This window comes from Pseudomonas sp. HAR-UPW-AIA-41 (genome assembly GCF_002304225.1).
Taxonomy (GTDB): Bacteria; Pseudomonadota; Gammaproteobacteria; order Pseudomonadales; family Pseudomonadaceae; genus Aquipseudomonas.
Genome location: NZ_NSLB01000001.1, coordinates 881,954 through 906,387, shown reverse-complemented (window position 1 = coordinate 906,387; position 24,434 = coordinate 881,954). Strand labels below are relative to the sequence as shown.

Sequence of the window (24,434 nt, the reverse complement as noted above, 5' to 3'; positions counted from 1 at the left end):
GGTCGGCGATCTGCATCAGTCGCTCGCCGGTCTGCACCGGCTTGCCGGTGAGGCGCTCGGCATCGGCGAACACGGCGATACCGGCGCGCTCGGCACGAAGAGCGATGGCGTCGCCCACCGGCAGCTCGATGCGCAGTTCTGCCTGGGCCGGGTCGGCGATCTGCATCAGTCGCTCGCCGGTCTGCACCGGCTTGCCGGTGAGGCGCTCGGCATCGGCGAACACGGCGATACCGGCGCGCTCGGCACGAACTTCGCTGCGGGCCAGCAACTGTCTGGCGTAGTCGCGCTCGGCGCGCTTCTGCTCCACGCGGGCAGCCAGCAGGTCGATGCGCGCGCTGGACTCGGCATCGGCGAAGGCGCGCTGGCTGTTGGCTTTCAGCTCCGCCTCGGCCACCCCCAGGGCGCGTTCGGCGACATCGGCCTGGGCCTTGAGGGTGGTGGCGTCGAAGAGTACCAGCAGGTCACCGGCGGCGACACTTTGGTTGGGCTTGACGAGGAATTCGGCGATCACCCCGTCCAGCGGCGCGGCCACCACACGGCCGCCCTGGGGCACCACTTCGGCGGGTGCCAGCACCGACTGGCGCACCGGCACCAGCAGCACCAGAGCCAGCGCGGCGGCCAGGGCCAGGAGCCTCTTCTTCGGCCAGCGCAGGCGCCAGGGCTTGCGCGGCTGTAGGGCCAGCCAGGCGTGACCATAGGTGCCTCCCAGTTGCATCAGCAGAGCCTGCTCGGCCTCGCTCCAGGGGGTGTCGCGGGCGATCCACAGGCCGCCGAACACGGCGCCCTGGCGGTCCTTCAGCGGCAGCCAGAAGACGTGGGGCGCGGACAGCGCCTGCCAGTCGTCGCGGCTGCTCTCGTCCAACGCGGCCGGGTCGACCATGCAGGGCTCGCCCAGCAGGCCAACGGCCAGGCGCTGCCCCGTCGCCCGTTCGACGAAGGCGACGAAGGGGGCATTAGGCTCCACCACGCTGATGCCGGTTAGGGCACGGACCTTGCCGGCAATCAACAGTGCCGCATGGCGGTAGCCGAACAGACCCTGGCCGTCGTTGACCATGGCGAAGGCCAGCTGCTCTGTCGTAGCGGCCTGTCGGGCCTGGGCCTGTAGGCTGAGGAAGACCGCGAAGACACGCTCAGCAAAACCGGGCACCGGTGCGTTCATCGCGCCTCCGGGAAGCGCGCACTACCGCTCATGCCGGCCACCAGGCCCTGTGCATCCTCGGGCAGGCCACCGATCAGCAGCAGCGTCTGGCTGCCTTCGTCGATGCGCGCGCCCAGGCGCTTGACCACGGCCTTGAGCGGCTTGCCGGTCTCGTCGGGGATGAATTCGAAGGGCTCGCCCGGCTTGAGGGCACCGATCCAGCGCGAGGGCACCAGCAGGTGGATCTCCAAGGTGCGGTTATCCACCACCTCCAGCAGCGGCGCGCCGCCGGGCACACTCTCATGGGGCTGCACGCGGCGGTTGACGACCTGGCCGTCGTAGGGAGCCTTCACCTGGCAACGCTGCACCTGCACCTGGTAGACCTGCGCCTCAGCCTGGGCCTGCGCCTGGCGGGCCTCGGCCAGGGCCACTTCGAAGCGCCCCACGGAGTTGAGTGCGGCCAGTTGCTGCTTATTCTTCAGTTCCTCGCGAGCAGCACGACTGGCTGCGTTCGCTGCGTTGAGTTGAGCCTGATAGGCGCTGCAATCGAAGCGAACCAATACATCACCCCTAGAGAAGCGCTGCGCTTCAGCAAAGGGCATTTCGACGATGCGCCCCGCTAGTTCGCTGGACAACACGGCCTGGTCACGGGCTTTAAGCACCCCTCGGATCTGGCGTGCCTCGGAAAAGTTTTCCGGTTCACTGAGAGAATCAAGCAAATCGTCCTGAGCAAAAAGCCCCGGAGTGTGCAATACAGCGATTAAAAAAGCAGAACCGAGAACATGATACCGCATGGTACTTCCTTGTTTATTTGGGGCGCAGAGGGTAAAGCACAGAGCCGAACCCAGCAAAGGAGGCCTCACATCCATATAATGCCAAAAACCCTTCTTCTCGTGATCAAAAAGGCAGTTGTTGAGGTAGGCAGAGCAATCGATAGTCAAAGCCGTTAGATTGGTTCAGTAATCTAAATCCAGCTGCTACTGAAACAGGGAGACGTCGGCATGATCAACCACAACTCACGCCGCGCTCAAAACGTACATCGCCAAGCACTTAGCATTACCCGTGAGGACCGCGAACGCCTGAATGGCCATAGAGGCAAGGTAATCTGGTTCACCGGACTTTCCGGCTCTGGAAAATCGACCATCGCCAATACGTTGGAGAAAGAACTCCACGCACTGGGCAAACGTACCTACGTCCTCGATGGTGATAACGTCCGTCAAGGTTTGAACAAGGACCTAGGCTTTACCGATGCTGACCGGGTCGAAAATATTCGGCGAGTGGCAGAAGTGGCCAGACTGATGCTTGATGCCGGACTGATCGTGATAGCAGCCTTTATCAGTCCTTTCCGAGCAGAGCGTCAGATGGCCCGGGAGTTAATCGGGGAAAATAACTTTATCGAAGTATTTGTTGATACGCCGCTGGCGGTGTGCGAGCAGCGAGACCCCAAAGGCCTCTATAAAAAAGCCCGACAAGGACAACTGCCAAACATGACAGGGATCAGCAGCGCCTATGAGCCTCCAGCGCAACCTGACCTAGTGATCAACTCGACTATCGTCAGCCCTGAGGACGCAGTGGCACAAATCAGCATTTATCTCGCAGGCGGTCATACATAACGTATTGAATCGCCCCTTCTTCCCTAGGCTCTGCCTAACGCCTCCATTTGGCCGATTGCAACCCTTTGCAAAAACCAGACTGCTTCGACTGCAGCAACTTCATGTTCAATTAGTGAGGTAGGTATACGACCTCTGGCAGTTGCTCCTCCCAGCATCAAAGCAGACAATCCTGTACAAGAATACAGTGATTACCAGCATGCCCACCTCGCTTCCTCCCGAGCTCTACTATCTCAGCAACTTCCGCACAGTGCTTGCCTGGCTGGGCGAGCGCTATGCCGACTTGCTGACTGCGGAGGAGCAGACCTTCATCAGCAATTTCGAGGTGGTGGAGTGGCGAGCACAGGCACTCTTGGTGCGTATGATCATGCGCCGGGGTTGCCACTTTCGCCTGAGCAAGCTCGACTATCCCGAGATCGGTGATTGTCTATTTGCCGCAGGACCGTTGCTTGAACTTGGCTGGGTCAGTGAGCAGATGCCGCTGACAGCAGTAGAGGTCGCCGAGCTGTTGCGCAAGGATGAACTGCTGGCGCATCTGCCACTTCCGGATCGGCGCAGCTCACAGAAAAAGACGGCACTTCTGGAGCAGCTGCTGGCGCAGGACTTACCAGCCCAGCCCTTTTCCAATTGGTGCCCAGCACTGAATGATCGCCTGCTGAGCCTGCAGATCGATGAGCTGTGCAACCGTCTGCGCCTGTTGTTCTTCGGTAATCTGGCTCAGGACTGGTCCGAGTTTGTGCTGGCAGACCTCGGCATCTACCGCTACGAGTCGGTGGACATCACTCCCGAGTCTCGCGGCTTCCGCTCTCGACAGGATCTGGAGGATTACCTGCACCTGCGTGATCTGCGGGTTCGTTTCGAAGCTGGCGAGCCGGTTGAAAGTGTTCTGCCGCCACTCCTGGCTTTTTCCTCGGCTAATTCGTATCTGCGCAGCCGCCAGTCAAAGCAGCTGTTCCACCTTGCCCAGCACCTGGAGAAGTGCGGCGAGCTGGAGCAAGCGCTAGCGGTCTATCAACGCAGCGAATACTCCGAAGCTCGCTGGCGGCAAGTTCGTGTGCTGGAACAACTGGGCCGTGATGCCGACGCTTACCAGCAGGCACTGGCATTTAGCGCCCTGCCTAAAAGCGATGAAGAATGTCAGCGTATTGGGCGCGCACTCCCCCGCCTGCAGCGCAAACTGGGTTTTCCTGCCGAGAGGCAGCCTAAGCCTGTCGAAGCCGCTTGCATCGAGTTGACCTTGCCCATGCCTGCTCATGGCAGTGTCGAGGTCGCCGTGCGTGATCACATCAGTACCGAACAGACCCCGGTGCACTACGTGGAGAACACGTTGTTGTGCAGCTTGTTCGGCCTGCTGTGCTGGGACGCCATCTTTGCTCCACTGCCTGGGGCATTCTTCCATCCGTTTCACAGTGGTCCGGTTGATCTTTACAGCGCGGACTTTTACTCCCGTCGTCAGCAGCTCTTCGACGCGTGCCTGGCTCGTCTGCAGCAGCCCGACTATGCGCAGCTGATTGTGCAGCGCTACCGGGAGAAAGTTGGCATCCAGTCGCCATTCGTATTCTGGACACTGCTTGATGAGCCGCTCTTGGAAATGGCGCTGCACTGCATTCCGGCGCAGCACCTACAGGCCTGCTTTACCCGCCTGCTGCGGGACATAAAAGCCAACCGCTCCGGCATGCCCGACCTGATCCAGTTCTACCCCGCCGAACGCCGCTACCGGATGATCGAGGTGAAAGGTCCTGGGGACCGGCTTCAGGACAACCAGAAACGCTGGCTGGCCTTTGCTGCCGAACAGGGTATTCCGGTCGAGGTCTGTTACGTGAGCTGGGATGCGGCATGACTTACGTCGTGGCTGTGCGCGCCCTGTGCGAGTTCACCGCCAAGGAAGGTGATCTCGATCTGCGCTTCACGCCGTCCCCCACCGCTCAGGAAGGCATCGCTGGTCACCAAACCGTGGTTGGCCGCCGCGGGGCTGACTACCTCGCCGAGCTACCACTTTCCGGCAGCTACCCCGGACTGTTCGTCAGTGGCCGCGCCGACGGCTATGACCCTGAGCGCAATCGCCTGGAAGAAATCAAAACCCACCGGGGTGACATCAGCCGCATTCCGGCCAACCACCGCGCGCTGCACTGGGCGCAGGTGAAGGTCTATGGCTGGCTGCTCTGTCAGCAGCTCGGCCTGGATGAGCTCGAGCTGGCGGTCGTTTACTTCAACGTGCTCACCCACACCGAGAATGCCTTCGTTGAAGTGCTGAGCGCCGATGCTCTGGGCGAATTCTTTGCCGAGCAGTGCCAGCGTTTCCTGCAATGGGCCGAACAGGAAGAAGCCCACCGCGCACGCCGCGATATCTATCTGCAGGCGCTGAGTTTTCCCTACCCCGACTTTCGCCGCGGCCAACGGCAACTGGCCGAGGCGGTGTACCGCTGCGCCCGCGACGGCAACACCCTGATGGCGCAGGCCACCACCGGCATCGGCAAAACGCTGGGCACCCTCTTCCCCCAACTCAAGGCCATGCCCGGCCAGCAACTGGACCGGCTGTTCTTCCTGACCGCCAAGACGCCCGGCCGGCGCCTGGCCCTGGATGCCCTGCAGCGTCTGCGTGATGAGCAGAGCGCAACGCCGCTGCGCGTGCTGGAGCATGTTGCACGCGACAAGGCCTGCGAGAACCCGGAAAAGAGCTGTCATGGTGAATCCTGCCCCCTGGCCAAGGGCTTCTACAATCGTCTTCCCGAAGCCCGAAAAGCAGCCCTGCAGGACAGCTGGCTGACCCAGGAGCGGGTACGCGCCATCGCCCTGGCCCACCAGGTCTGCCCTTACTACCTGAGCCAGGAACTGTGCCGCTGGGCTGATGTGGTGGTCTGTGACTACAACTACTACTTCGATCTCGGCGCCCTGCTCTATGGTCTGGCGCAGATCAACGAATGGCGCGTGGCCGTGCTGGTGGACGAGGCGCACAACCTGGTCGAGCGGGCCCGCGGCATGTACAGCGCCGAACTCGATCAGCTGGAATTTCACGAGCTGTGCCGCATCGCCCCCGCCAGCCTGCGCAGCACCCTACAGCGGGTCAGCCGGCACTGGGAACAGCTCAACCAAGTACAGCAGGGCGACTACCAGATTCATCCGCTGGTGCCTGACCTGCTGGTGGCGGCGCTGCAACGGACAGTGAGCGCCATCACCGATCATCTAACCGACCACCCCAACGGCCAGGATCGTCTGCTGTTGCAGTTCTACCTGAACGCCATGCTGTTCTGCCGGCTTAGCGAGGCGTATGGGCCGCACTCGCTGTTCGACGTGACCCGCCAGGACAGCCAGGACATCGGTGACCACACCATCCTGTGCCTGCGCAACATCGTGCCTGCACCGTTTCTAGCCGAGCGGTTCAGCAACGCTCACACCACGACCCTGTTCTCCGCCACCCTACGCCCGGCCAACTATTACCAGGATCTGCTGGGGTTACCCGAGGAAACCCAGTGGATTGACGTGGAGTCGCCCTTCTCCGCCGAGCAACTGAACGTGCGGGTGGTACGCAACCTGTCGACCCGCTACCAGCACCGCGATACCAGTCTGGAGCCCATCTGCCGGCTGATGGCCGAGCAGTACCGGCGCGCCCCGGGCAACTACCTGGCCTTCTTCAGCAGCTACGCCTACCTGCAGCAGGTGCTCGAACACTTCAACGCACTGTATCCGGCCATCGCCACCAGCGCGCAGACCCGCAGCATGAACGAGGGCGAACGCACGGCCTTCCTCGAGGGCTTTACCCCACACTCGGAGGGCATAGGCTTCGCCGTGCTCGGCGGCGCCTTCGGCGAAGGCATCGACCTCCCTGGCCGACGCCTGATCGGTGCCTTCATCGCCACCCTCGGCCTGCCTCAGGTCAACCTGGTCAACGAGGAGATCAAGGCGCGTCTGCAGCAGATGTTCGGCGAGGAAAACGGTTACGACTACGCCTATCTCTACCCAGGCCTGCAAAAGGTGGTGCAGGCCGCAGGGCGAGTCATCCGCACTACCGAGGATCAGGGCGTGGTCTATCTGCTCGATGACCGCTACGGCAAGGCCAAGGTGCGCGAGCTGCTGCCAACCTGGTGGCGGCTGCAGTCACTCACACCGAAGCACTAGCCGGCCACGAAGCGGCCACACCTACGAATCCAAGTGCAGTACAAACGGTCACCAAACGGTCACCAGAAACGGGCTTGTGAGGAGAAGGAGAAAAATATCGCCCATAAAAAAATCCAGTCACCGCTAAGTGACTGGATTTTCTAGGGTTTTTTGGTCGGGACGGAGTGATTCGAACACTCGACCCCTTGCACCCCATGCAAGTGCGCTACCGGGCTGCGCTACGCCCCGACACGTGCCCCGGTTTCCCGAAGCGGCTCGAACTATATACTAAGCATCTGAATTATGGAAGGTTTTCCAGATTCATTTGCGTAGTACAAGCAGAACTTCTTCCAGCTCGGCAATCATCTGGCGAATCAACTGACGATACTGGGTAGTATCTTCTTTGGCTTCATCACCCGACATACGCTGACGTGCGCCGCCGATGGTGAAACCCTGATCGTAGAGCAGCGAGCGGATCTGCCGGATCATCAGCACATCCTGGCGCTGATAATAACGGCGATTGCCGCGTCGCTTGACCGGATTGAGTTGCGGAAACTCCTGCTCCCAGTACCGAAGCACGTGCGGTTTTACTGCGCACAGCTCGCTGACTTCACCGATGGTGAAATAGCGTTTGCCCGGAATGGGGGGCAGCTCGTCGTTATGACTTGGTTCCAGCATAAGCCTCAACCCTGGCTTTCAGTTTCTGCCCTGGACGAAAGGTGACAACGCGTCGGGCTGTAATCGGGATTTCCTCGCCGGTCTTCGGGTTACGCCCCGGACGCTGACGCTTGTCACGCAGATCGAAGTTGCCGAAGCCCGACAACTTCACCTGCTCATTGTGCTCAAGCGCCTGACGAATTTCCTCGAAAAACAGCTCTACCAGTTCCTTGGCTTCCCGTTTATTCAAACCCAGCTCCTCAAAGAGTCGCTCGGCCATCTCAGCTTTCGTCAGAGCCCCCATACGCTACTTCCTTAACGTGGCGTTGAACCTTTGCTCCAGCGAGGTGACGATATTCTGCGTTGTGGTGTTCACCTCATCGTCATTAAGAGTGCGCGATGGATGCTGCCAGGTCAAGCCGACTGCCAGACTTTTCTTAAGCGGATCAATGCCTTTACCGTGATAGACGTCAAACAGTCTGAGGTCTGTCAGGTATTCGCCTGATGCTTCACGGATACAGCCCAATACGCTCTCTGCCGGCGTGTCCTTGTCTACCAAGAGCGCGAGATCGCGGCGCACCTCAGGGAAGCGCGACAGCTCGCTAAACCTGGGCATGCGACCGGCAGCCACTTCGCTCAATACCAGCTCAAAGAGGAAGGTTGGCTGAGTGATATCCAGCGCCTTGGCCAACTCAGGATGCAACGCCCCCAGGTAACCCACCAGGCAACCGTCACGCTCAATGCGTGCGGTCTGGCCTGGATGCAGCGCAGTGTGCTCACCCGGCACGAAGCGGAAGGCATCGGCAGCACCGGCACTGGCCAGCAGCGCCTCGACATCAGCCTTGGCGTCGTAGAAATCCACCGACTCCTTGCCATGAGCCCAGCCTTCCGGCAGACGGCTTCCGGTGATGACCCCAGCCAGCATCGCCTCTTGCTTGAGGCCCTCAAGCTGACCGACAAAACGCAAACCGCTTTCAAACAGGCGGACACGATTCTGCTGGCGGTTGAGGTTGTGCTGCACCACCTTGATCAGGCCCGGCCACAGCGAAACACGCATGGCAGCCATATCGGCGGAGATCGGATTAGCCAGCTGCAGCGGCTGCACGCCCGGGCTGAACAGCTCGAACATTTTCGGATCAATGAAGCTGTAGGTAATGGCTTCCTGATAACCACGCGCCACCAGCAGACGACGCAGCTCAGGCAGCTCGGAGCGAGCCTCGGCGCGGGCCTGTGGCGCCAAACGCGCCTGCGGGTAGCGAACCGGCAGACGGTTATAGCCATACAAGCGACCCAGCTCTTCGATCAGATCCACTTCCAGACTGATATCGAAGCGATGGCTCGGCACACCAACCTGCCAGACGCCTTCGCCCTCTGCCGTGACAGTCAGACCCAGCGCGGTGAGCAGGCGCTCGATCTCGGCACTGTCCATGTCCATGCCCAGCATCTGGCTGACACGCTCAGCACGCAGGGTGATAGGCGCCACATTCGGCAGATCGGCAGCGCTGGCCACCTCGATGATCGGCCCGGCATCGCCGCCGACGATTTCCAGCAGCAGCGCAGTAGCGCGCTCCATCGCTTCACGAGCCAGCTGCGAATCCACGCCGCGCTCAAAGCGGTGCGAGGAGTCCGTGTGCAGACCATAGGAGCGAGCCTTACCGGCCAGGGCGATGGTGTCGAAGAAGGCACTTTCCAGGAACAGATCACGGGTCTTGGCGCTGACGCCGCTGTGCTCCCCGCCCATCACACCGGCAATAGCCAATGGTCGCGCATGATCGGCAATCACCAGCGTATCGGCTCGCAGGGTAACTTCCTGGCCATCCAGCAGGACCAGCTTCTCGCCCTCATCGGCCATGCGCACCCGGATGCCGCCATTGATCTCGGCGAGATCGAAGGCATGCATCGGCTGGCCCAGTTCGAGCATCACATAGTTGGTGATGTCGACCGCGGCATCAATGCTGCGAACATCGGCACGGCGCAGGCGTTCGACCATCCACAGCGGGGTCGCACGACTCAGGTCGACGCCACGGATAACACGCCCCAGATAGCGCGGACAGGCCTTGGGCGCCAGCACTTCAACAGGGCGCACTTCTTCATGCGCGGCAGCCACGGCAGGCACCTGCGGGCGCTGCACCGGCGCGGCATACAGGGCGCCCACTTCGCGGGCCAGTCCGGCCAGGGACAGGCAGTCGCCGCGGTTCGGCGTCAGATCGACCTCGATGCTCACGTCATCCAGGTTCAGATAATCACGAATGCTCTGACCAACCGGCGCATCGGCAGCCAGCTCCATCAGACCACTGTTGTCATCACTGATCTGCAGCTCCGAGGCCGAGCAAAGCATGCCGTTTGACTCGACACCCCGCAGCTTGGCCTTCTTGATCTTGAAGTCACCCGGCAGCTCGGCGCCGATCATGGCGAAAGGAATCTTGATTCCCGGGCGTGCATTGGGCGCGCCACAGACAACCTGAAAGCTCTCGCTGCCATTGCTGACCTGGCACACACGCAGCTTGTCGGCATCCGGATGCTGCTCGGCAGAGAGAATCTCACCGACCACCACACCGCTGAACTGGCCGGCGGCCGGCGTCACACTGTCAACCTCGAGGCCGGCCATGGACAGGCGGGCCACCAGATCGTCGCTGGAGACAGGCGGATTTACCCAGCTACGCAGCCATTGTTCACTGAATTTCATTTGGTCTGTTCTCCTGAACTGTTCGGTAACGAGCGGGCGGCACTAGCGAAATTGCGCCAGGAACCGCAGGTCGTTGTCGAAGAACAGGCGCAGGTCATTCACGCCATAACGCAGCATGGCAAGGCGCTCTACCCCCATACCAAAGGCAAAGCCCTGGTACTTCTCCGGGTCGATGCCAGACATGCGCAGCACGTTCGGATGGACCATCCCGCAACCCATTACCTCCAGCCAGCCGGTCTGCTTGCATACACGGCAGCCATTACCGGAGCACATCACGCACTGCATATCGACTTCGGCCGACGGCTCGGTGAACGGGAAGAAGGACGGACGGAAACGCACACCCAGCGGCTTTTCGAAGAACACCCGAAGGAACTCCTCGATAGTGCCCTTGAGGTCGGCAAAGCTGATGCCCTCGTCGACCAGCAGGCCTTCAACCTGATGGAACATCGGCGAGTGGGTGATATCAGAGTCGCAGCGGTATACGCGGCCCGGGCAGACGATGCGGATCGGCGGCTGCTGCGACTCCATGGTGCGCACCTGAACCGGCGAGGTATGGGTACGCAGCAGCATGTTCGCATTGAAATAGAAGGTGTCATGCATTGCCCGCGCCGGGTGGTGGCCGGGAATGTTGAGCGCCTCGAAATTATGGTAGTCGTCTTCGACTTCCGGCCCCTCGGCCACGCTGTAGCCGATATGGGTAAAGAACTGCTCGACGCGCTCCAGGGTACGAGTCACAGGATGCAGACCACCAGAGGCCTGACCGCGCCCCGACAGGGTAACGTCGATCTTCTCGGCGGCCAGTTTGGCGCTCAGCGCGGCCTGCTCGAGGGAATCCTTACGGGTATTCAATGCGTCCTGAACCTGGTTCTTGGCAGCATTGATCAGGGCACCCGCCTTTGGCCGTTCCTCAGCCGACAGTTTGCCCAGCGTCTGCATGAGAACGGTCAGTTCGCCCTTCTTGCCCAGGTAGTGAACCCGAAGCTGCTCAAGGGCATTTATGTCTGCGGTATTTTGCACGGCCTCAAGCGCTTGCGAGACCAGCGCATCCAGGTTTTCCATCTACGGACTCCAGATACGAAATAGGGGAAGAGCACAAGGCTCTTCCCCTATCGGTGACGTTTTGCACCGGGCTAGCCCGGTGATTGTCGGGGGATCAAGCCAGAGCGGCTTTAGCCTTTTCGACAATCGCAGCAAACGCCGCTTTTTCGTTCACTGCCAGATCGGCCAGAACCTTGCGATCGATCTCGATGGTCGCTTTCTTCAGACCAGCGATCAGACGGCTGTAGGACAGACCGTTGATACGAGCACCGGCGTTGATACGGGCGATCCACAGAGCGCGGAACTGACGCTTGCGCTGACGACGGTCACGGTAGGCGTATTGGCCGGCCTTGATCACCGCCTGCTTGGCAACACGGAACACGCGCGAACGAGCGCCGTAGTAGCCTTTAGCGAGTTTCAGAATTTTTTTGTGACGAGCACGGGCGATAACGCCACGCTTAACACGAGCCATGAGTAACTTCCTCTAAAATCTTGACCGATTAACGAACGCGCAGCATGCGCTCGACTTTTGCCTTGTCCGACGGATGCATCAGCTCGCTTCCGCGCAGTTGACGCTTACGCTTGGTAGACATCTTGGTCAGGATGTGGCTCTTGAAAGCGTGCTTGTGCTTGTAGCCAGCAGCAGTTTTCAGAAAACGCTTGGCTGCACCGCTTTTGGTTTTCATTTTTGGCATGTTTAGTACTCCGCATTCATTAACAACTGATAACCATCAGGCCTGCCAGTGCCCGGGAGGTTATTTACGCTTCTTGGGAGCGATGACCATCATCAGCTGGCGTCCTTCCAGCTTAGGATGCTGTTCGACGGCACCGTATTCGGCAAGGTCGGCTTCGACCCGCTTCAATAGTTCCATCCCCAGCTCCTGGTGGGCCATCTCACGACCGCGGAATCGCAAGGATACCTTGGCCTTGTCCCCATCTTGTAGGAAACGTACCAGGTTGCGTAGTTTTACCTGGTAATCCCCTTCTTCCGTCCCTGGACGAAACTTGATTTCTTTAATCTGCTGCTGGTGCTGATTCTTCTTGGCAATCGCAGCTTGCTTCTTCTTCTCAAACAGGTGCTTGCCGTAATCCATGATTCGGCAAACAGGCGGCACTGCGTCTGCTGAGATCTCTACCAGATCCAGCTTGGCCTCATCGGCCACACGCAGCGCTTCATCAATCGAAACGATACCGATCTGCTCACCATCGGCACCGATCAATCGGACCTCGCGAGCGCTGATATTCTCGTTGATAGGTGGCTTCGGAACAGCCCGCTTATCCTGTCTCATTTCACGCTTAATAATCTTTACTCCGAATCTTGGCGACCACGCCGGGATACCGCCTGGGTCAGGCACTCGGCAAACTGGGCGACCGGCATAGAGCCAAGATCAACACCCTCTCGAGTACGGACCGCAACGGTCTGTGTTTCTACCTCACGATCCCCAATAACCAGAAGATAGGGAACCTTGAGCAAAGTATGCTCGCGGATTTTAAAGCCGATCTTCTCGTTTCTCAAGTCAGACTTGGCACGAAAACCGCTTTGGTTAAGGGTTTTCTCCACCTCAAGGGCAAAATCGGCCTGCTTGTCGGTGATATTCATCACCACAGCCTGAGTCGGCGAGAGCCAGGCCGGGAAGACACCGGCATAGTGCTCAATCAACATACCGATGAAGCGCTCGAAGGAGCCGAGAATCGCGCGATGCAGCATCACCGGACGCTTGCGGTTGTTATCTTCGGCGATATAGCTGGCATCCAGACGCTCAGGCAGGTTCGGATCATACTGCAGAGTACCGCACTGCCAGTTACGCCCCAGACAATCCTTCAGGGTGAACTCGATCTTCGGCCCATAGAAAGCCCCCTCGCCCGGCTGATATTCCCACTCAAGCCCGGACTCATTCAGCGCCTCGGCCAGCGCCGTCTCGGCGCGATCCCAAAGCTCCTCGGAACCCACACGCTTGGCTGGACGGGTCGAGAGTTTCATCGAAATATCGGAGAAACCAAAGTCCGAGTAGACCTGCAGGGTCAGCTTGATGAAATCAGCCGCTTCTTTCTTCACCTGATCTTCGGTGCAGAAAATGTGCGCATCATCCTGAGTAAAGCCACGCACACGCATGATGCCATGCAGCGCACCGGACGGCTCATTGCGGTGACAGGCGCCGAACTCGGCCAGACGCAGCGGCAGATCGCGGTAGGACTTCAGCCCCTGATTGAAAATCTGCACATGGCACGGGCAGTTCATCGGCTTTACCGCGTAATCGCGGTTTTCCGAATTGGTCGTAAACATGTTTTCGGCATAGTTCGACCAGTGACCCGAACGCTCCCAGAGAATCCGGTCTACAACCTGCGGGGTACGCACCTCGACATAACCATGCTCACGCTGAACCTGACGCATGTACTGTTCCAGCACCTGGTAAACAGTCCAGCCATTCGGGTGCCAGAACACCATGCCAGGCGCTTCTTCCTGAAGATGGAACAGATCCAGCTGCTTACCGATGCGGCGGTGATCGCGCTTCTCGGCCTCCTCAATGCGCTGAATATAGGCCGCCAGCTGCTTCTTGTCGGCCCAGGCAGTGCCGTACACACGCTGCAACTGCTCGTTCTTGGAGTCGCCGCGCCAGTAGGCACCGGAGATTTTGGTCAGCTTGAAAGACTTAAGGAAACGGGTGTTCGGCACATGCGGGCCGCGGCACATGTCCACGTACTCCTCATGGAAGTACAGACCCATGGCCTTCTCGTCCGGCATATCATCGATCAGGCGCAGCTTGTATTCCTCACCGCGCGCCCTGAACAGCTCGATGACTTCGGCACGCGGCGTCATCTTCTTGATGACGTCATAATCCTTGTCGATCAGCTCAGCCATGCGCTTTTCGATAGCAGCCATATCTTCCGGCGTGAAAGGCCGGCCGATGGCGATATCGTAATAAAAGCCTTCTTCAATGACCGGCCCGATGACCATCTTGGCATCCGGGTACAGCTGCTTGACGGCATGCCCCACTAGGTGCGCACAGGAGTGACGGATGATCTCCAGCCCCTCTTCGTCTTTCGGCGTGATGATCTGCAGGGCAACGTCGCTGTCGATCACATCACAGGCATCCACCTGCTTGCCATTGACCTTGCCAGCCAGGGTGGCTTTGGCCAGACCGGCACCAATGGACTGAGCCACTTCAAGCACGGTAACGGGATGATCGAACGAACGCTGACTGCCGTCAGGAAGAGTAATGATGGGCATGGCGCCTCCTCTCCTAGTGGTGGCCCCTACCAAAGGCCACATGGGTTGGGATGAGCCAGGAGCACGATCCGCAGGCTATACCTGCCTAACAATGGCAGGAGCACAAGGCCAACCGACACGGACCAGGATCACTGGAAATAAGCGGGGATGCTTTCAGAAAGGTAAGAACCAAACAAGCGCCCCAATAAAAAAGGGCCGCATCAGCGACCCTTTTCTACCATATTTGGTAGGCACGATTGGACTCGAACCAACGACCCCCACCATGTCAAGGTGGTGCTCTAACCAACTGAGCTACGTGCCTGCAATGAAGGCGCATTCTACGGATCAGAACCGCAGTGTCAACACCTATTTTCCATAAGTTTCTGAATAACAGGACATTTTGCCGCACAGCCAACCGTTAATAATTTTGCACAGGGGCTAGCCGGCCGCCTTACCGTCAAGTAGCATGGCAACATTCGTTCAGAATAACAAACAGAGGTTGCAAAATGGCGCACACTCCTTATCCCAGCTCTTACTACGCTTTCTCCGCCAACCCGGTGCCGGCGCGCCCGGAGCTTGTCGGTGAAGTCGAAACCGATGTCTGCGTGATCGGCGCCGGTTATACCGGTCTCTCCACCGCACTGTTCCTGTTGGAGAACGGCTTCAAGGTTTCCATCGTCGAAGCAGCCAAGGTCGGCTTCGGCGCCTCTGGCCGCAACGGCGGCCAGATCGTCAACAGCTACAGCCGCGACATCGATGTCATTGAGCGCACCGTTGGCCCGAAACAAGCCCAGCTGATGGGTCAAATGGCCTTCGAAGGCGGCCGCATCATTCGCGAGCGCATTGCCAAGTACGACATCAAGTGCGACCTGAAAGACGGTGGTGTGTTCGCTGCCTTCACCGCCAAGCAGATGAAGCATCTGGAAGCGCAGAAGAAGCTCTGGGAGCGTTTCGGCCACACCCAACTGGAAATCATGGACGCCAAGCGCATCCGTGAAGTGGTCAAGACCGAAAACTACATCGGCGGCATGCTCGACATGAGCGGTGGTCACATCCACCCCCTGAACCTGGCCCTGGGCGAAGCTGCGGCCGTGGAGAGTCTGGGCGGCATCATTTACGAACAGAGCCCGGCGGTACGCATCGACCGCGGCGCTAACCCGGTTGTGCACACCCCGCAGGGTCGCGTGAAGGCCAAGTTCATCGTGGTCGCCGGTAACGCCTACCTAGGCAATCTGGTGCCGGAACTGGCTGCCAAGACCATGCCTTGCGGCAGCCAGGTAGTGGCCACCGAGCCCCTGAACGAAGAAGTCGCCAAGAGCCTGCTGCCCAATGACTACTGCGTTGAAGACTGCAACTACCTGCTGGACTACTTCCGCCTGACCGGCGACCGTCGCCTGATCTACGGTGGTGGCGTGGTCTACGGCGCCAAGGATCCGGCCAACATCGAGGCCATGATCCGCCCGATGATGCTCAAAACCTTCCCGCAGCTCAAAGATGTGAAGATTGATTTTGCCTGGACCGGCAACTTCCTGCTGACGCTGTCGCGCCTGCCTCAGGTCGGCCGCATCGGCGACAACATCTACTACTCCCAGGGCTGCAGCGGCCACGGGGTCACCTACACCCACCTGGCCGGCAAGATCCTTGCCGAAGCGCTGCGTGGTCAGGCCGAGCGTTTTGATGCCTTCGGCAGCCTGCCGCACTACCCCTTCCCGGGCGGCCGTCTGTTCCGCGTGCCCTTCACCGCCATGGGCGCCTGGTACTACAGCCTGTGTGACAAACTGGGCATCTGAGCCTGAAATCGCCAGCCTGCCGCTCGCGCAGGCTGCATTCAAAAAACTGTCCGGGCGTGCCAGACTGGCAGCCCACCGCCCGGACAGTTTTCCTGCTGATGAATCCTGAAGATCTTCTCCTGCTGGTAACCCGGCGCATGCCCTTTGGCAAATACGAAGGCCGCCTGATTGCCGACCTGCCGGGCCACTACCTCAACTGGTTTGCCCGCACAGGTTTTCCCAAGGGAGAAATTGGACGTCTGCTGATGCTGATGCAGGAAATCGATCACAACGGCCTCAAGCCGCTGCTTGATCCCCTACGCCGCCCTCAGTCGTCACCGGCCTCGCTGGCTGCCAGCAGACTCTCGTAAGCCGGCGCGGCATAGATACCAACTTCCACCGCCAGCGCCATCACTCGCGGCACATCGCAGCTGTAGACCAGCACCGCCTGCAACTCATCGTCGAGCGGCTCGCTGAACTCAACCAGCACATAGCCTTTCTTCTCCGGATACAACGCAGAGAGCTGCGTCTGGATTCGTTTGAGCGCAGTCAGAGGCTCGGTCTTGGCCAGCTGTTTAGGCTTGAGCACGAAGCTGACAGAGGGACCGAAGGAATCGACGATCTGCTGAAACAGCTCCTGATAGGTATCAGCCTGAAACAGCACCGTATCAGGCAGACTGCCGACCACAACCCACTCCCCCAGTGGAATCGGGAAGGTATCGTCATAATTGATATCGGGATTGGCCTCAAGGAAAGCCTGAGGATCGGCATAAGCCTCGGCCGCCTCGGCAGCGACGCGCCGGATATCCTCGTCAGTCATGCAGCCGGAGCTGATCAGGCTGAGCAGTTCAACGAGTTGGTCTTGCATAGCGGCACCTGGGCTTGGCGAAAAAGGGTGGTAAGCATAACGCCCGCCACTCAATTGACCAGCCTTTCAAGCATTGACGACAATGGTGTAACTGCAAGCGCAGCAGGCCAGCAACAGCGCCCATCCGGCAGCACCTAGCCCTCAGCGCTTATGGCGATCAGCAGGGCTGATCCCCATAAGCGAGGCGTGCCAGCCCCAGCATCATGACCACCAGACCAATCAAAAGCAGATACTCATTCACCGATGTCAGTTGAAGCATGGGAGAGCCTCCTAAGAATTCTGAATGACACCACCCGAGTTCCGTGGCGAGTCGCTCCGCCTACTACCACCTTGAAGCAAGCCGACAACTCACCACCATGTCGACAAAAACTCTCAGCAAGACGAAGTAACCGAGATAACTGTATATACATACAGCATAACTGCGCAACCCTCTTTGGGTAACGGATATACGACTCCCCTCCAGCCCCGCCTGAATCCGTGATGCCATTCACTGCACCGACCCTAAACTGAGCGAAGGCATAATCGGTAGGCCGGCCGATGCCACGGTATAATGCACCCACCTGAGTACCTGGCCTGCGCGCCAGATGCACTTCATCTGCACCATTGCAGCTGATCACAGCAAATCCCGGTCGTTAAATTGAACACTATCCATCCGAATCAAAAAGCTGTCTGCCGCCGATTTTCCGTTGCACCGATGATGGACTGGACCGACCGGCACTGCCGTTTTTTCCTGCGCCAGCTTTCCCAGCACGCCCTGCTCTATACCGAAATGGTCACCACTGGTGCGCTGCTGCACGGTGATCGTCAGCGTTTTCTGCGTTACAGCGACTGCGAGCATCCGCTGGCCCTGCAGCTGGGCGGCAGCAATCCAGCAGAACTGGCCGCCTGCGCCCGGATGGCCGAGGAAGCCGGTTACGACGAGGTGAACCTCAACGTCGGCTGCCCCAGCGACCGGGTGCAGAACAACATGATCGGCGCCTGCCTGATGGGCCACCCGCAATTGGTGGCTGACTGCGTCAAGGCCATGCAGGACGCGGTTAGCCTGCCCGTAACGGTCAAGCACCGCATCGGCATCAATGGCCGCAACAGCTACGCAGAACTGTGCGATTTCATCGGCACTGTCGCCGACGCTGGTTGCAAGAGTTTCACTGTGCATGCGCGTATCGCCATTCTCGAAGGCCTCTCGCCCAAGGAGAACCGCGAGATTCCCCCGCTGCGTTATGAGGTCGCTGCGCAGCTCAAGCAGGACTTCCCGCACCTCGAGTTCATCCTCAATGGCGGCATCAAGACGCTCGAAGAGTGCCAGCAGCATCTGCAGACCTTCGACGGTGTGATGCTTGGACGCGAGGCCTACCACAACCCTTATCTGCTGGCCGATGTCGATCAGCGTCTGTTTGGCAGCACCAGCCCGGTTATCAGCCGCGCCGAAGCCCTGACACGCATGCGCCCCTACATCGAGCAGCACCTGGCCGAAGGCGGCGTGATGCATCACGTGACCCGCCACGTTCTCGGGCTGGCTCAGGGCTTCCCCGGAGCCCGCCGTTTTCGCCAGTTGCTCTCGGTAGATGTGCACAAGACCAAAGACCCACTGGCCTTGCTCGACCAGGCCATCGCCATGCTTGTTGGCCATTGAGCCGCGCCAGCGCCTCGGGTATGTTCGAAGTCATTGAATAGACAGGGTTTCGTCATGACTTCCAAGCTGGACCAACTCAAAGCACTGACCACCGTGGTGGCCGATACCGGCGATCTGGACGCAATTGCCCGACTGCAGCCGGTGGATGCCACCACCAACCCGTCGCTACTGCTCAAGGCCGCCGCCCTGCCCCGTTACCAGGACCTGCTGCGCCAGGCGGTAAGCGGCGCAACTGATCTCAACCTGGCCTGCGACCGGTTTGCCGTAAGCGTCGGCAAGGAAATCCTCGGCGTAATCCCCGGGCGCATCTCCACCGAAGTGGATGCACGCCTGTCCTTTGAACGCAACGCCACCCTGCAGCGCGCTCAGCGCCTGATCAGCCTGTACGAAGAAGCCGGCGTCAGTCGTGAGCGCGTGCTGATCAAGATTGCCGCGACCTGGGAAGGCATCAGCGCCGCACGTGAGCTGGAGCAACAAGGCATTCAGACCAACCTGACCCTGCTGTTTTCCTTCGCCCAGGCCCAGGCCTGTGCCGATGCCGGGGTGTTCCTGATTTCGCCGTTCGTTGGCCGTATCTATGACTGGTACAAAAAAGCCGAGGGTCGCGACTTCACCGGTAACGACGATCCAGGCGTCCAGTCGGTCGCACGCATCTACCGCTACTACAAGAGCCATGCCTTCAAGACCGTGGTGATGGGCGCCAGCTTCCGCAATGTCGGTCAGATTGAGGCGCTGGCCGGCTGCGACCGCCTGACCATCAGCCCGGACCTGCTGGATCAACTGGGCCAGGATCAGGGAAGCCTGACAGGCCGACTCAGCGCCAGCGGCTGCGAGGATGCGCGCGAAACACTCAGCGAAGCACAGTTCCGCTGGAAGCATAATGAGGATGCCATGGCCACCGAGAAGCTGGCCGAAGGCATCCGCCTGTTTGCCCGCGATCAGGAAAAGCTCGAACGCCTGCTCGCCAGCCTGAACTGAAAACAACAGCGGCGCCCAATGGGCGCCGCAGCAGTGAAAAACCGTAAACGGTTAATCCGGGAAAAAGCAGCCTAGCTACGCTCCAGGGCGCTGACCAGATCGTGAAACGCATCACGGTTGGAGTCGTTCAACCCCATAAGAATGCGATGCGCCTCCAGCACCTTGGCCTTGACCACTTCCTCGGACTGATCCTGCGACGGCAGATCAGCCAGACAGTCAGGGCACGGCAGCGGGGTGTCGACGATATTGAATACCTGATCGAAGCCCATGGACTGCAGCACACGGGTGATATCGGGGTTGGTGGTGACCACAGTGGGCAACAGACCAACCTTCTGCCGCGACAGAATGGACAGCTTGGCCATCAGGCCCAAGGTGGTGCTGTCGACGCTCTGCGCTTCGGTCAGATCAATGATGATCGCCGTAAAGTTCAGCGCGGCAAAAATTTTCTCGATGGTGGCATCCAGCGCCGAACACAGCGTCAGGCGCACTTCGCCAACAAACTTGAGAACGAAAGTGCCCGACTGCTCGGCGAACTGGATCTTACCGGGACTATTCCCAGGATTCATGCAAGGTTCCTGCTTAACACCAGCATTGCAATATCATCCGGCATATCGCCCTTCTTGGCCAGCCCGAGAATCTGCCGCAACTCGCTCAGATTCCCGTTGGCCTGTTCGATCAGTTGAGGCAGAACAGCTTCGCGCTGCTTGAGACTGTCGCCGGGCAGCACCTCAAGAATGCCGTCCGAAAACAGCGAAAGACTGAAGCGCTGAGGCAGTTTCAGCTGATGATCGGTGTAGGTGGCTTCGGCAAACAGTCCGACAGGCAGGCCGCGCCCGCCCAGATACTGCGCCTGACCTTCGCTGTATAGCACCGGCAGCGGCAGATGGCCGCCGACACAGTAGGTCAGTTCACTGGTCTGCTCGTCGATCACGCCACCGAGCATGGTCACATGCTTGCCCAGCTTGCAGTTGATCAGCCCGCGGTTGATATGCGCAAGCACGTCCGAGGGTTTGAACTCGGGCAAGGCATCGTTGCGCTTGGCCTCGAACAGCAGCCGCGTGGTCATGAATTTGAGCAGCACGGTGACGAATGCCGATGAAGCGCCATGCCCGGAGACATCGGCCAGGTAAAAGGCAATGCGCCGCTCATCGACACGGAAGTAATCGACAAAGTCGCCGGAGAGAAAAAGCGACGGAATGATCAGGTGCGCGAAGGAAAACTCACCCTCTTCCCAAGGCGTATCGGGCAGCATGTTCATCTGCACCTGACGCCCGGCGTTCTGATCTTCCTGCAGCAGGCTGAGCGATGCCTTGAGCTCGCGGTTGGCGGTTTCCAGCTTCTCGCGGTAACGACGGTTCTCGAAGCGCAGGTTGGCGCGATCCAGAGCACGACGTACCGAGTGTTCCAGTACGGCCAGATCCTCCAGGGGTTTGATCAGGTAATCCGCGGCGCCCAGACGCAAGGCCTCCACGGCATCACTCATGACGCCAGCACCGGAGAGAACAATCACAGGGATTTCGCTGGCCTTGCCAGTGATCCGGCGGATCAGCTCAAGGCCATCGATCTGCGGCATGCGCAAATCGCAGACGAGCAGATCAGGCTGCTCGCGGTCGAACAACTCCAGTCCCTGCACGCCATTGTTGGCCTGCAGAACCTTGAAACCACTGTCTTCCAGATAGGCTGCAATACTGGCCCTGACGACATCGTCGTCATCGATGATCAGCAAAGTGGCGCTGTTTGATTGCATTGGCAGTCCGCGCAAGGGTCCATGCTGGCTGAGCCCCGAGCCTTCCGGGGCGCGGTTTCAGGTGTCGACACGGCGCAGACGGTACTCCCATCCGCGGCTCGATTCAAGCGAGCAACCGGTCGTCGCCGGCCCGCTTTACACCCCAAAACCAGCAGGGGTATAAGAACGAGGGGAGCCTCCATCACTACAAGAGAGAATTCGTCTATGAGCCTGAGCGATCGAGCCTACAGCGAGAAACGTGATTTCATCCGCATGCGCGTGGAAACGCCGGTGGTGGTGCACCATGATGGCCTGCAAACACCCGCTACCTGCCTGGACCTTTCCAGTACCGGCATGCAGGTACAAATCAAGGCGCAACTGGCGCATGGTGCCCGGGTGACCGTGCATATCCCATCCGATCACAATGAGCTGCGCGGCCTGGATGCCGAGGCAGAAGTAGTACGGGTCACTGCTATGGACGATGGCCGGCAGATGCTTGGTCTGGCCATCCTGTCGATGCGCTAGCTCGCACACCAGATAGATATGAAAAAGGCGGCCCTAGGCCGCCTTTTTCATATTCAGCAACGATCAGAAGTCGTCTTCGACCTGACCATCCTTGACCTTGAACTCACGGTTCTGCAGGTAGGCGTTGCGGATGAAGCTGTACTTGTCACCGCTGATCAGCTTCTCGGCAGACAGCAGACTGGCCCGGGTATCAACCACATCAACGGCACGAGTGACGTTACGCGTCGGCACGTGGTCGATGTAGCCATAGGGTTGCAGGTAGCTCTGCGGCAGAATCGCGGCGGTGTCACGTACGGTGCTTGGGCCAAGCAGCGGCAGCACCACATAAGGCCCGCTGTTGACGCCCCAGGCGCCGAGGGTCTGACCGAAGTCCTCGTCATTGCGCTGCAGGCCCATGCGCGTGGCCACGTCGAAGAAACCGAGCAAACCAAAGCTGGTGTTGAAGATCAGTCGGCTGGTGTCGACGCCGGCATCCTCGAACTTGGCCTGCAGCAGGTTGTTGGTTAGGTTGCCGACATCGCCAATGTTGTTGAACACATTGTGGATGCCGTCTTCAAGAAACTGCGGCGTGACGTACTGATAGCCCTGTGCAGCTGGCTTCAGCGCATAGGTATCCAGGGTATCGTTGAAGGTGAAGATGCTGCGGTTGACGCCCTCCCAGGGATCTTCCTCGGCAGCATGGGCCAGCATCGGCAGAGCCGCCAGCACGGCGCAGGCCAGCAGACGAGACGGCAGAACCTTCCAGGTTTGCTCCATGGGCATTGCAACACTCCTCTTCGATCAGCGGGCACTAGCCGCGAGCACTGCGCGGCAGTATAAAGCCCGCTCGCCGCTTTGACAGCTGCCAGGGAGAGCAGATGAACGACAAGATTTTGCTGTTTCGCCACCGCCTGGCCGTGCGCTGGGGCGACATGGACAGCTATAGCCACGTGAACAACACCACCTACCTGGAATACATCCAGGAGGCGCGCGTGGCCTGGTTCGCCAGCCTAGGCATCGCCATGGACCATGTACCCGAAGGCCCGGTGGTACTGCAGACCCTGCACACCTACCTCAAGCCGGTGGTGTACCCGGCCACCCTGATCATCGATCTCTACGCCGGCCCGGTCGGGCGCAGCAGTCTGGTGATCGAACACCGTCTGAGCACGGAAGAGCAACCGCAGGTCTGCTGTGGCGAAGGCTACTGCAAGCTGGTGTGGATCGATCACGCCACGGATCGCTCGGTTCCCGTTCCGGATGCACTGCGCGCACACATGGGCGCGGCTTGATACAAATCAGGCGCATCACGCGCAGCTGCAGTAATCTGTTTAGCAAGCCATTTGCCTGTTAAGGGAGCCGACCATGCCCAATTCCGCCTTGCACCAACAATTGCAGGCCCTGCGTGACGAACTGAACAACGCCCCACCGGTGGACGCCGAAGAGCGCGCCGAGCTGTTTGCCCTGCTGCAGGAGATCGAACAGCAACTGCTCGATCAGGCCATCAATCAGGACAGCCTGGTCGACGAGCTCAACCTGGCTGTCGAGCGCTTCGAGGTAAGCCACCCTACCCTCGCCGGCACCCTGCGCAGCGTGATGCAGAGCCTGGCCAATATGGGCATCTGAACCCCCGCGCCAGTAAGCAAAAAGCCCGCAGTTGCGGGCTTTTTGCTTACTGGCGTACCAGGCGCCGGCTATCGGGGAGCTGATCCCCAGTGCTGCGATACGGATTGATGTCCAGACCGCCACGCCGGACATAACGCGCATACACCGTCAGCGACTGCGGCTGCAGCAGACGCTGGAGGTCGAGGAAGATGCGTTCGACACACTGCTCATGAAAATCCGCGTGCTGGCGGAAACTCACCAGGTAGGCCAGGAAGCTAGCGTGATCCAGCCTGGCGCCCTGATACTCGACCACCACCGTGCCCCAGTCCGGCTGATGAGTAACCGGGCAGTTGGACTTGAGCAGATGACTGTGCAGCGTCTCGCTGACCACCTTCGCCGGGTCGCAGCGCAGCAGCTCGGGCTGGGGGTGGTCATAGCTGGTAACGCTGATTTCCAGCTCATCGATGCAGCTTCCGGGCGCCGGCGCCAGCCCTTGCTCGGTCATCTCGGCCAGGCTGTACACCTGCACGGCCACCGGCGCGCCGGCACAGGCTGACAGATCCCTGACCAGCACCGCCTGCAGTGCCGCACGGTCGGCAAACACCGTCTGGTTCAGCGAATTCAGATACAGCTTGAACGACTTCGACTCGATGATGTTCGGCGAGTCGGCAGGAATACGGAACTCGCCAATGGCGACCACAGGCTTGCCCGAGGGCAGCAGCCAGGAGAGTTCAAAGCAGGTCCAGATATCCACGCCCTGATAAGGCAGCTGACCGGCCACAAGCCCAAGCTCCGCCCACTTGGCGGCACGGGGAATGGGGAACAGCAGCTCGGGCGCGTACTGACTGACGTACTGGCTGGACTTGCCCAGCGGCGAATGTTCAGCGGGATGATGCATGGCAACGGGCCTGAGAATCGAGAA

25 protein-coding genes and 2 tRNA genes are annotated in these 24,434 nt (G+C 59.7%); 10 read left to right on the top strand and 17 right to left on the bottom strand.

Features of this window, described 5'->3' with window-relative positions; genetic code table 11:
* On the bottom strand, positions 1-1,159 hold a 1,159-nt coding region (locus CK486_RS04275; protein WP_095939018.1), incomplete at its 3' end, for an efflux RND transporter periplasmic adaptor subunit.
* A complete protein-coding gene (locus tag CK486_RS04270) occupies positions 1,156-1,932 on the bottom strand; it encodes an efflux RND transporter periplasmic adaptor subunit (protein ID WP_095939017.1) in 777 nt (258 codons plus the stop codon). The genes CK486_RS04275 and CK486_RS04270, both read right to left, overlap by 4 nt.
* Positions 1,933-2,139: 207 nt before the next feature.
* Between CK486_RS04270 and cysC the strand changes: the two genes are divergently transcribed.
* From cysC to CK486_RS04255, 3 genes are all read left to right on the top strand, one after another.
* On the top strand, positions 2,140-2,751 hold the full coding sequence (gene cysC, locus CK486_RS04265; RefSeq protein WP_218192089.1) for an adenylyl-sulfate kinase: 612 nt from the start codon (positions 2,140-2,142) through the stop codon (positions 2,749-2,751).
* A 196-nt stretch (positions 2,752-2,947) separates the two neighbouring features.
* On the top strand, positions 2,948-4,588 hold the full coding sequence (locus CK486_RS04260) for a VRR-NUC domain-containing protein (protein WP_095939016.1): 1,641 nt from the start codon (positions 2,948-2,950) through the stop codon (positions 4,586-4,588).
* On the top strand, positions 4,585-6,864 hold the full coding sequence (locus CK486_RS04255; protein WP_095939015.1) for an ATP-dependent DNA helicase: 2,280 nt from the start codon (positions 4,585-4,587) through the stop codon (positions 6,862-6,864). The genes CK486_RS04260 and CK486_RS04255 overlap by 4 nt, the downstream gene beginning before the upstream one ends.
* A 151-nt stretch (positions 6,865-7,015) precedes the next feature.
* Here CK486_RS04255 and CK486_RS04250 read toward each other — a convergent pair.
* The 10 genes from CK486_RS04250 to CK486_RS04205 form a co-directional block, all read right to left on the bottom strand.
* Positions 7,016-7,092 (bottom strand) — tRNA-Pro (locus CK486_RS04250).
* A gap of 72 nt (positions 7,093-7,164) precedes the next feature.
* Positions 7,165-7,521: a MerR family transcriptional regulator gene (locus tag CK486_RS04245; protein ID WP_095939014.1), complete on the bottom strand. Its 357-nt coding sequence runs from the start codon at positions 7,519-7,521 to the stop codon at positions 7,165-7,167.
* Complete coding sequence (gene ihfA / locus CK486_RS04240; RefSeq protein ID WP_045426292.1) at positions 7,502-7,804, bottom strand: integration host factor subunit alpha; 303 nt, start codon at positions 7,802-7,804, stop codon at positions 7,502-7,504. Before ihfA ends, CK486_RS04245 begins: the two co-directional genes overlap by 20 nt.
* Before the next feature lie 3 nt (positions 7,805-7,807).
* Positions 7,808-10,186, bottom strand: a complete 2,379-nt coding sequence (gene pheT / locus CK486_RS04235) for a phenylalanine--tRNA ligase subunit beta (protein ID WP_095939013.1) — start codon at positions 10,184-10,186, stop codon at positions 7,808-7,810.
* A gap of 42 nt (positions 10,187-10,228) precedes the next feature.
* Positions 10,229-11,245, bottom strand: coding sequence for a phenylalanine--tRNA ligase subunit alpha (pheS, locus tag CK486_RS04230; RefSeq protein WP_095939012.1), 1,017 nt, complete (start codon positions 11,243-11,245; stop codon positions 10,229-10,231).
* Between the two features lie 94 nt (positions 11,246-11,339).
* Positions 11,340-11,696, bottom strand: coding sequence for a 50S ribosomal protein L20 (gene rplT, locus CK486_RS04225; protein WP_095939011.1), 357 nt, complete (start codon positions 11,694-11,696; stop codon positions 11,340-11,342).
* A gap of 28 nt (positions 11,697-11,724) precedes the next feature.
* On the bottom strand, positions 11,725-11,919 hold the full coding sequence (gene rpmI, locus CK486_RS04220; protein WP_021701550.1) for a 50S ribosomal protein L35: 195 nt from the start codon (positions 11,917-11,919) through the stop codon (positions 11,725-11,727).
* Between the two features lie 60 nt (positions 11,920-11,979).
* Complete coding sequence (gene infC / locus CK486_RS04215; RefSeq protein ID WP_095939010.1) at positions 11,980-12,513, bottom strand: translation initiation factor IF-3; 534 nt, start codon at positions 12,511-12,513, stop codon at positions 11,980-11,982.
* Positions 12,514-12,530: 17 nt separating this feature from the next.
* Positions 12,531-14,453 (bottom strand): threonine--tRNA ligase, encoded by a 1,923-nt coding sequence (gene thrS / locus CK486_RS04210; RefSeq protein WP_095939009.1) that lies wholly within the window; start codon positions 14,451-14,453, stop codon positions 12,531-12,533.
* Positions 14,454-14,677: 224 nt separating this feature from the next.
* A tRNA-Val gene (locus CK486_RS04205) sits at positions 14,678-14,754 on the bottom strand.
* A gap of 184 nt (positions 14,755-14,938) precedes the next feature.
* Between CK486_RS04205 and CK486_RS04200 the strand changes: the two genes are divergently transcribed.
* Together CK486_RS04200 and CK486_RS04195 are read left to right on the top strand one after the other, a co-directional pair.
* Positions 14,939-16,222 (top strand): FAD-binding oxidoreductase, encoded by a 1,284-nt coding sequence (locus CK486_RS04200; protein ID WP_095939008.1) that lies wholly within the window; start codon positions 14,939-14,941, stop codon positions 16,220-16,222.
* Between the two features lie 98 nt (positions 16,223-16,320).
* The gene (locus tag CK486_RS04195; protein WP_095939007.1) at positions 16,321-16,572 is read left to right on the top strand and encodes a DUF3820 family protein; all 252 of its coding nucleotides are present in this window, start codon (positions 16,321-16,323) and stop codon (positions 16,570-16,572) included.
* On the opposite strand, the gene CK486_RS04190 is transcribed toward CK486_RS04195, so the two are convergent.
* Positions 16,530-17,069, bottom strand: coding sequence for a hypothetical protein (locus CK486_RS04190; protein ID WP_095939006.1), 540 nt, complete (start codon positions 17,067-17,069; stop codon positions 16,530-16,532). The two genes, CK486_RS04195 and CK486_RS04190, sit on opposite strands and share 43 nt — an antisense overlap.
* Positions 17,070-17,706: 637 nt before the next feature.
* Between CK486_RS04190 and dusA the strand changes: the two genes are divergently transcribed.
* The gene (gene dusA / locus CK486_RS04185; protein ID WP_095939005.1) at positions 17,707-18,702 is read left to right on the top strand and encodes a tRNA dihydrouridine(20/20a) synthase DusA; all 996 of its coding nucleotides are present in this window, start codon (positions 17,707-17,709) and stop codon (positions 18,700-18,702) included.
* A 54-nt stretch (positions 18,703-18,756) separates the two neighbouring features.
* On the top strand, positions 18,757-19,680 hold the full coding sequence (gene tal / locus CK486_RS04180) for a transaldolase (protein ID WP_095939004.1): 924 nt from the start codon (positions 18,757-18,759) through the stop codon (positions 19,678-19,680).
* Positions 19,681-19,751: 71 nt separating this feature from the next.
* On the opposite strand, the gene rssC is transcribed toward tal, so the two are convergent.
* Complete coding sequence (gene rssC, locus CK486_RS04175; protein ID WP_095939003.1) at positions 19,752-20,246, bottom strand: anti-sigma factor antagonist RssC; 495 nt, start codon at positions 20,244-20,246, stop codon at positions 19,752-19,754.
* Entirely contained in the window at positions 20,243-21,427 is a 1,185-nt protein-coding gene (gene rssB / locus CK486_RS04170; protein ID WP_095939002.1) for a two-component system response regulator RssB, read from the bottom strand. The genes rssC and rssB overlap by 4 nt, the downstream gene beginning before the upstream one ends.
* Positions 21,428-21,631: 204 nt before the next feature.
* On the opposite strand from rssB, the gene CK486_RS04165 reads away from it, so the two are divergent.
* Positions 21,632-21,931: a PilZ domain-containing protein gene (locus CK486_RS04165; protein ID WP_095939001.1), complete on the top strand. Its 300-nt coding sequence runs from the start codon at positions 21,632-21,634 to the stop codon at positions 21,929-21,931.
* A 63-nt stretch (positions 21,932-21,994) separates the two neighbouring features.
* Here CK486_RS04165 and CK486_RS04160 read toward each other — a convergent pair whose 3' ends face one another.
* Positions 21,995-22,693, bottom strand: a complete 699-nt coding sequence (locus CK486_RS04160; protein ID WP_095939000.1) for a VacJ family lipoprotein — start codon at positions 22,691-22,693, stop codon at positions 21,995-21,997.
* A gap of 95 nt (positions 22,694-22,788) precedes the next feature.
* On the opposite strand from CK486_RS04160, the gene CK486_RS04155 reads away from it, so the two are divergent.
* On the top strand, positions 22,789-23,199 hold the full coding sequence (locus CK486_RS04155; RefSeq protein WP_095938999.1) for a thioesterase family protein: 411 nt from the start codon (positions 22,789-22,791) through the stop codon (positions 23,197-23,199).
* Positions 23,200-23,272: 73 nt separating this feature from the next.
* Positions 23,273-23,533, top strand: a complete 261-nt coding sequence (locus tag CK486_RS04150) for a DUF4404 family protein (protein WP_095938998.1) — start codon at positions 23,273-23,275, stop codon at positions 23,531-23,533.
* A gap of 46 nt (positions 23,534-23,579) precedes the next feature.
* Here the strand turns inward: CK486_RS04150 and queF are convergent, their stop codons facing one another.
* Entirely contained in the window at positions 23,580-24,410 is an 831-nt protein-coding gene (queF, locus tag CK486_RS04145; RefSeq protein WP_095939057.1) for an NADPH-dependent 7-cyano-7-deazaguanine reductase QueF, read from the bottom strand.
* Between the last annotated feature and the right edge of the window lie 24 nt (positions 24,411-24,434).

Bases quoted from the DNA above. Each gene is read 5' to 3' on its own strand.
- CK486_RS04190 (WP_095939006.1), bottom strand. From the start codon at position 17,069: ATGCAAGACCAACTCGTTGAACTGCTCAGCCTGATCAGCTCCGGCTGC.
- CK486_RS04160 (WP_095939000.1), bottom strand. From the start codon at position 22,693: ATGCCCATGGAGCAAACCTGGAAGGTTCTGCCGTCTCGTCTGCTGGCC.
- infC (WP_095939010.1), bottom strand. From the start codon at position 12,513: ATGAGACAGGATAAGCGGGCTGTTCCGAAGCCACCTATCAACGAGAAT.
- CK486_RS04200 (WP_095939008.1), top strand. From the start codon at position 14,939: ATGGCGCACACTCCTTATCCCAGCTCTTACTACGCTTTCTCCGCCAAC.
- CK486_RS04150 (WP_095938998.1), top strand. From the start codon at position 23,273: ATGCCCAATTCCGCCTTGCACCAACAATTGCAGGCCCTGCGTGACGAA.
- CK486_RS04260 (WP_095939016.1), top strand. From the start codon at position 2,948: ATGCCCACCTCGCTTCCTCCCGAGCTCTACTATCTCAGCAACTTCCGC.
- rplT (WP_095939011.1), bottom strand. From the start codon at position 11,696: ATGGCTCGTGTTAAGCGTGGCGTTATCGCCCGTGCTCGTCACAAAAAA.
- CK486_RS04255 (WP_095939015.1), top strand. From the start codon at position 4,585: ATGACTTACGTCGTGGCTGTGCGCGCCCTGTGCGAGTTCACCGCCAAG.
- CK486_RS04270 (WP_095939017.1), bottom strand. From the start codon at position 1,932: ATGCGGTATCATGTTCTCGGTTCTGCTTTTTTAATCGCTGTATTGCAC.
- rssC (WP_095939003.1), bottom strand. From the start codon at position 20,246: ATGAATCCTGGGAATAGTCCCGGTAAGATCCAGTTCGCCGAGCAGTCG.
- queF (WP_095939057.1), bottom strand. From the start codon at position 24,410: ATGCATCATCCCGCTGAACATTCGCCGCTGGGCAAGTCCAGCCAGTAC.
- thrS (WP_095939009.1), bottom strand. From the start codon at position 14,453: ATGCCCATCATTACTCTTCCTGACGGCAGTCAGCGTTCGTTCGATCAT.
- rssB (WP_095939002.1), bottom strand. From the start codon at position 21,427: ATGCAATCAAACAGCGCCACTTTGCTGATCATCGATGACGACGATGTC.
- tal (WP_095939004.1), top strand. From the start codon at position 18,757: ATGACTTCCAAGCTGGACCAACTCAAAGCACTGACCACCGTGGTGGCC.
- cysC (WP_218192089.1), top strand. From the start codon at position 2,140: ATGATCAACCACAACTCACGCCGCGCTCAAAACGTACATCGCCAAGCA.
- pheS (WP_095939012.1), bottom strand. From the start codon at position 11,245: ATGGAAAACCTGGATGCGCTGGTCTCGCAAGCGCTTGAGGCCGTGCAA.
- CK486_RS04195 (WP_095939007.1), top strand. From the start codon at position 16,321: ATGAATCCTGAAGATCTTCTCCTGCTGGTAACCCGGCGCATGCCCTTT.
- CK486_RS04155 (WP_095938999.1), top strand. From the start codon at position 22,789: ATGAACGACAAGATTTTGCTGTTTCGCCACCGCCTGGCCGTGCGCTGG.
- ihfA (WP_045426292.1), bottom strand. From the start codon at position 7,804: ATGGGGGCTCTGACGAAAGCTGAGATGGCCGAGCGACTCTTTGAGGAG.
- CK486_RS04245 (WP_095939014.1), bottom strand. From the start codon at position 7,521: ATGCTGGAACCAAGTCATAACGACGAGCTGCCCCCCATTCCGGGCAAA.
- rpmI (WP_021701550.1), bottom strand. From the start codon at position 11,919: ATGCCAAAAATGAAAACCAAAAGCGGTGCAGCCAAGCGTTTTCTGAAA.
- pheT (WP_095939013.1), bottom strand. From the start codon at position 10,186: ATGAAATTCAGTGAACAATGGCTGCGTAGCTGGGTAAATCCGCCTGTC.
- CK486_RS04165 (WP_095939001.1), top strand. From the start codon at position 21,632: ATGAGCCTGAGCGATCGAGCCTACAGCGAGAAACGTGATTTCATCCGC.